This window comes from Cytophagia bacterium CHB2, assembly GCA_030263535.1.
In the GTDB taxonomy this organism is placed as follows: domain Bacteria; phylum Zhuqueibacterota; class Zhuqueibacteria; order Zhuqueibacterales; family Zhuqueibacteraceae; genus Coneutiohabitans.
The window spans coordinates 1-7,100 of record SZPB01000338.1 but is presented as its reverse complement, the minus strand read 5'-3'; the positions used below and the strand labels follow the sequence as shown (position 1 = coordinate 7,100).

Genomic DNA, 7,100 nt, shown 5'->3' with positions numbered 1-7,100 from the left:
CACCAGCCGCGGCGTCGATTTGAGCACGCTGTCACAAAGTTCGCTGGCGGGAATAGAATTGTACAAAGCCTTAACTCCGGATAAAGACGGCGATGCGCTGGCCGGCAGCATCAACCTGGTCACCAAAACAGCGCCGGAAACCAGAAACATCAAAGTTGATTTGAAGGGCGACTACAATCGGCTGATGGAATCCGCCGACCAGTATGATTTTTCGCTGAATTACGGCGAGAGATTTTTTAATAATGTTCTCGGCGTGCAATTGGCGGGGAATCTTGAAAAACGCATCCGCAGCAACGAACGAATCAATGTCGATTACGCGAATCTTCAATACCAAAGTTTCTTTATCGACGATTTTCTGCTCGAATTTACGGATGAAATCCGCAAGCGAGACGGCTTCAGCGTGTTGTTTGATGTCAACACGCCGGATAATGGCGTGATTCGCTTCAACAATGTTTTTGGCCGCACCAAAAGAGATTACCTCTGGTCTACCCGGGATTATCCGGCAGTCGGCGGCGGAAGCGAGTCAGGCGCACCGGTTTATAATTATCGCGACCGCGAACAGGATATAAATACCTTTAGCAGTTCGATTCGAGGAGACAACAGCCTGCTCGGATTGAATCTGAACTGGGGCGCGTCGTTCGGGCAGTCGAAGTCCGACTATCCTTTTGATTATGAAGCAAGTTTTGTCGAGCGGCCGGGCATGCGGCCGACGCCGACCAATTTGCAGGGCAACCCGGAGCAGTTGATTGACTACGCCATCAATGATTTTTCCGCGGCGGGATTGTCCTGGGCTTATTACCGCAAGCAACGCAATTTTGACAAAGAGCGGACAGCATCCCTGGATGTTGCGCGAAAATATCTACTGAGCAGCAAGATCTCAGGTGAGGTAAAAATCGGCGGGAAGTATAAAGCAAAAGACCGCTCAAATGTCCGCACGGAAGATTTCACGCCTTATTATCTGGGCAGATGGCAGCGTTATGAGTTACTGCCGGATGGGACATTCCGTCCCAAGGATTTCACCGGCACGCCCTTCGAAAACTGGTTGAATGCCGGCGGCGGCGGTTTTACGCCAATGTCTTTGTTCTTCAATAATCCGGTTGCGCGTGACGTGTACGGCTCCTACAGCTTGAATCCGCTTATTGACAGAGACCGGCTGCGGCAATGGTATGAGCTTAACCGATACGGCATCGACGTGACGCGTAATCAACTCGAAGTATGGACGAATCCCCTTATTCGATATGACGATTATGACGTCACGGAACGCGTCGGTGCCGGTTATATCATGAACACGCTGCATATCGGGCAAAGGATAACTGTGATCGGCGGATTGCGCATCGAGAACGAAGACAACGATTATGCTTCCAAGTTCATGCCGCAATCCGTGGGCGGTTTTCCTGTCACTGCCAACTCCATCAGGGACACGACCTCATCAGCTTCGCAAACCGTGCTTCTCCCCAATCTCAATCTCTCTGTTTCGCCGCTGGATTTTATGAAAGTGCGTGTCGCCGCTTACAAAGCGCTGGCGCGCCCGGATTTTAATATGAGATTGGAGAGATACATTGCCGGCCGCCCGGCCGAAGTCGGATCGCAATTGCAGGTTTTTGTCGGCAATCCCAAGCTCAAAACCGCCCGCGCCTGGAATTATGAGTTGAACACCTCTTTCTTCAGCAACACGATCGGATTGATTTCTTTGTCGGCCTATTACAAAGAAATCGAAGACATGTATCATATGCTGAACAATTTCAACACGACTGCCGTGCGCGATGCGCAGGGTGTGATACAGGACACTCTGATTCAAAGCTTTGGCATAAATTGGCCGAGCCAGATGGGAACCTCGCCTTACAATTTAACTCTCCCCTACAATTCCCCCAGACCTACAAAAGTATGGGGATTCGAATTCGAGCATCAGATCAATTTTCGCTTCCTGCCGGGCTTGCTGAGAAACATTGTATTGTCATACAATGCTTCCATCGTACGGTCCGAGGCGTTTATTTGGACCTCGCAAATTGACTCCGTCTTCTATGATCCGCCCGGACCGATTCCCCCGACGTGGAGAAAATTTACCGTGCTCGCAGAACGAAAACAAAAATTGGAGGGCATGCCGGAATTCTTTGGCAATGTTGCATTGGGTTATGACATCGGCAGATTTTCGGGAAGAGTTTCCGTTTTTCACCAAGGCGAGCACAATGTATCCTACTCCGCCGGCGGCTTGGCAGATCAGATTACCATGGCATTCACGCGCGTTGATTTGACCTTGAAGCAGGGCATTACCAGCAATCTTGCCTTATTTGTGAACCTCAGCAATGTCACGAATCTTGAAGACGGCAGCGAGATCAACAACAGTTCGCCAGACCAGGGAGTGTTCAACCGCAGACTCTTCAATCAAAGCGAAAAATACGGCTTGACCGCCGACTTCGGCTTGACCTTTAAATTAGAATGACGGGAGGCAACGTCGGGGAACGTATGCTTGTATCTTTCAAACAATTTCTTTTCACACTCATCAACCAGAGGAGACTCTAATGCGCCACTTGAAATTGGAAACGATCTTTACTGCGGTGTTCCTTCTGGCCGCGTCTCTCTATGGCCAGGACGTTGTCGTTCCATTGACGCCCACCGATGGCACAGCGGCGACTCACGTCAATACTCAGATTTTGGCGGACACCGTCATTGCCGGCGGATTCAAAGCCAACCGCGTCTATGAATTGCAGCGCGATGGCGTTTATCTGCACAATGCCGTGGTAACCGTTCCCGCGGGACAGACACTGCGGTTGCGCGCAGCCGCGGGCGCCGGCAAGAAGCCGATCATTTATCTGTGGGAAACCGGCACCGGCGGATCGCCGACCCGGCCGCCGGGCAATTTTGTGGTATTGAATGGCGGCCACTTGGAAATCAAGGATGTTTGCATTGCCGGTTTCTATGAACCGGAGCCGGATCGCGTCGACGGCGTGCAAGGCGGTTTGATCAACACCACCGCAGTCGGCTCTTCCATCGTGCTGGATGGTGTGGTTTTCTCGAATATCAACGGCCAACACGTTCGGACGGGTTTCAATACCACCAAAGTATCAATCACGAATTCGATTTTTGCGAACATGGGCGCGTTGACGACGTCGAATCTCGGCGCCGGCAAAGGCATTGATTTGCGCGAAGCGGCCTGCGACTCCTTTATTATCGTCAACAACACGTTCGTGAATTTTCAGGATCGCGCCATCCGGCACTATAATTTTGCCAATCCGCAAGCGGGCACGGGCGAGATCAAGTACGGCCGGATCGACCACAACACGTTCATCAACGGCATGGGCTTCCACGGGCTGTTGTCGCTCGGCAATGTCGGCCCGGAGATCAGCATCACCAACAACTTGTTTGTCGATGCGTTTGCGCTCGGCGAAGATTCCACCGACGCCACCCGCGCCGCGGAATGGGCCAACACCGGCGAGATTTATCCCAACGGCAGAAACCGCATCACCTGGATTTTCACTGCGCCGAATACCACGACCAACTGGACGGTCAGCAATAATTTTTATGCGATCAGCGATTCGGGCTGGGCATTCCTGAATGATTTTGGCTATCCGCCAGGCTCGCCGCTGTCGTATCACATCAACAGCCGGCTGGGCGCGGATTCAGTGAATGCCTTTAGGATGACCAACCTCACGCTGAGCAACACGCCGCGCCTGATGACGAACATGATGCGCTGGTATGAAAGCCCGACAGGCGGCAACCGCTCAAAGAACACGCCGGGCGCTGTTTTCAATCGCAACACCGATGATTATGATCGTCGCCCGATTGAGTACTATCGTGACGAATTGAATGCAACTTATCCAACCTCGTCAACCGCCTACACCGGCGCCGAAAAGGGTTATCCTGCCGGCGACCTGAACTGGTATCCGGAACTGAAGGCGAAGTGGGAACAAGGCATTGATGTGGAAGTAGCGGACAGGCCACATGCGGCCATCGCCACCTATCAATTGAACCAGAATTATCCCAACCCCTTCAATCCTTCGACCAGTGTCACCTTCGCGCTTGCCAAAGCCGGCGAGGTGAAGCTGGAGATTTACAATGCGCTTGGACAGAAAGTCGCTACGCTGGTCAACGGCAAACTGCCCGCCGGCCAACACAATGTTGTGTGGGATGCGAAGAACGTGCCTTCCGGAATCTATTTCTACAAACTGGAAGCCGGCACATTCCACCAAACGCGTAAAATGGTCTTGATGAAATAGGGTCATTTGACCTATCCCCTCACGTCACAGACCGGATCTGCCACAGGCCGGCCTGTGACGTGTGTTGTTATTACGGTGCGGGTGGAGCAAAACCAATCCCGCATGAAGGTAGACAAAAACAAAGCCAGGCGATTTCCCAAATTGACTGCGAACGCCATTCAATCCTGCTGCGCGCCTCTGCTCTTGGTTCATTCGCGAAAATTGCATTCCCGCGTTCTCGTTCTCTTGATTTCGCTGGTGTTGATTGTTGCAGAGGCATTTGCTCAACAGTTGGCCTTTCCCGGCGCAGAGGGTTTTGGCCGTTTCACCAGCGGCGGCCGCGGCGGCAGAGTGCTCGCCGTAACCAATTTGAATGACAGCGGAGCAGGAAGCTTGCGCGCGGCGGTTACGGCGCGCGGCGCCAGAACCATCGTCTTTCAGGTTTCCGGCACCATTGCCCTGCGCTCCGCCCTGCGCATCAAGAATGGCGACCTCACCATTGCCGGGCAAACTGCGCCGGGCGACGGCATCTGCCTCAAAGACCATCCGCTGGTCATTGCCGCCGACAATGTCATCATCCGCTTTCTTCGTATTCGTCTGGGAGATGTGAACCGGCTGCAGGAAGATGCCGTTTCGTGCCTCGGTCAAAGGAATATCATCCTCGATCATTGCTCGATGAGCTGGGGTATTGACGAAGTGGCTTCGTTCTATGACAATGAAAATGCCACCGTGCAATGGTGTTTGATCAGCGAGAGCCTGAATGACTCTTATCATCGGAAAGGCAAGCACGGCTATGCCGGCATTTGGGGCGGCAAAGGCACAACGTTCCATCACAATCTCCTGGCGCACAACTCCAATCGTAACCCGCGCTTCAACGGCAGCCGCACCCACGGCGTCCCGGAGAAAGAGCTGGTCGATTTTCGCAACAACGTGATTTACAACTGGGGCGAGAACAGCACGTACGGCGGCGAGGCCGGCAAGCACAACCTCGTTGCGAACTATTACAAATTCGGCCCGGCAACCGGTCACACGAAGAATCGCATTGTTGAGCCGTACGATAAAAAAGGCAAATGGTACGTTGCGGACAACTTTGTACACGGCTTTCCCGAGGTCACAGCCGACAATTGGGCGGGTGTGCAGGGCAAGTTTGCCGCGCTGGGTAAAGTGAACACGCCACACCCGTTTGCGCCGGTTGTGACGCATTCTGCGGAAGAGGCTTTTGCATTGGTGCTCGCTTCTGCCGGTGCGCTTCTGCCCAAGCGCGACACGGTTGACGCGCGCATTGTCGAGGAAGTTCGCACTGGAACTGCAAAATTCGGCAAGAACGGTTTAGGCCTCATTGATTCACAAGATCAGGTTGGTGGCTGGCCCGTGCTGCATTCCGCGCCTGCGAGACAAGACCAGGACCGCGACGGCATGGCTGACAAATGGGAACGCCGCCACGGCCTCGATCCCACGAATCCCGACGATCGCAACGGCGACTTCGACGGCGACGGCTACACCAATTTGGAAAAATATTTAAACACTCTGGCACAGTCCGCCAGCGATCTTACAGCAACAACGATTGACAGTACAGCAAATGCTCACGGTGAAAACAAATGAAAATCTCAACAAGTGCTTTTGCTTTACTCTGCCTCATTCCCGGCATTGCATTTAATCAGACGAACATGAACACTTCAAAAAACAAACTAATCGTGCATGCGGATTCCGGCAGATTTACCATCAGCCGGCACATTTATGGCCAGTTCAGTGAACATCTCGGCCGCGGCATTTACGAAGGCATTTGGGTCGGCGAAAACTCACCCATTCCCAACACGCGCGGCATTCGCAATGATGTCGTCGCTGCATTGAAGCACATCAAAGTGCCCAACCTGCGCTGGCCGGGTGGCTGTTTTGCAGATGAATATCATTGGCGCGACGGCATCGGCCCGCGCGATCAGCGTCCCACAATGATTAACACGCACTGGGGCGGCGTAACCGAGGACAACAGTTTTGGTACGCATGAGTTCATGGACCTGTGCGAGCAACTGGGAACCGAGCCCTACATCTGCGGCAACGTGGGCAGCGGCAGCGTGGAAGAGATGTCGAAATGGGTGGAGTACATCACGTTCGACGGCGTCAGTCCAATGGCGGATTTGCGGCGCAAAAACGGCCGCGACAAACCGTGGAAGGTGAAGTATTGGGGAGTCGGTAATGAAAATTGGGGCTGCGGCGGAAACATGACGGCCGAGTTTTATGCCGATCTGTATAAACAGTACGCCACCTACTGCCGCAACTATGGCGACAATCGTCTTTTCAAAATCGCCGGCGGCGCAGCCGGAGGTGATTTTAATTGGACTGAAGTATTGATGAAAAAAGTCACGCGACAACAAATGAGCGGACTTTCGCTGCACCATTATTTTGTGAATGGAACCTGGGAGAAAAAGAAATCCGCCACCGTGTTCGACGAAAGTGAATACTTCACCTTGATCGAATCGTGTCTGGCGCTCGATGGTCTGCTGGCCGGCCACATCAAAATCATGGATCAATATGACCCCGAAAACCACATTGGCTTGATGGTGGATGAATGGGGCGTTTGGCACGAGGGCGAACCGGGCTCCAATCCTGGATTTCTTTATCAACAGAACACCTTGCGCGATGCCTTTGCCGCGGCGCTGTCGCTCAACCTATTTCACAAATACGGCAATCGCGTTCAAATGGCCAACATTGCTCAGACGGTGAATGTGCTGCAGGCGATGATTCTGACGGATCAAGAGAAAATGATTTTGACGCCGACGTACCATGTTTTCGATCTCTACAAAGTTCATCAGGACGCGCTTTACCTGCCCTCGGAGTTGCAGACGGAGAATTACGAACACAACGGCAAAAGCATGCCCGCGCTGAGCGTCTCGTGCTCGCGCGCGCAAG

At 53.1% G+C, this 7,100-nt stretch carries 3 protein-coding genes; all 3 read left to right on the top strand.

All coding sequences use genetic code 11. The annotated features are described in order from the left end of the window. Positions 1 to 2,519 precede the first annotated feature (2,519 nt). Positions 2,520 to 4,214: a T9SS type A sorting domain-containing protein gene (locus FBQ85_23935; protein MDL1878185.1), complete on the top strand. Its 1,695-nt coding sequence runs from the start codon at positions 2,520 to 2,522 to the stop codon at positions 4,212 to 4,214. Between the two features lie 234 nt (positions 4,215 to 4,448). After that, the gene (locus FBQ85_23930) at positions 4,449 to 5,795 is read left to right on the top strand and encodes a pectate lyase (protein ID MDL1878184.1); all 1,347 of its coding nucleotides are present in this window, start codon (positions 4,449 to 4,451) and stop codon (positions 5,793 to 5,795) included. Beyond that, the coding region (locus tag FBQ85_23925; GenBank protein MDL1878183.1) for an alpha-N-arabinofuranosidase at positions 5,792 to 7,100 on the top strand (1,309 nt) is incomplete at its 3' end. The genes FBQ85_23930 and FBQ85_23925, both read left to right, overlap by 4 nt.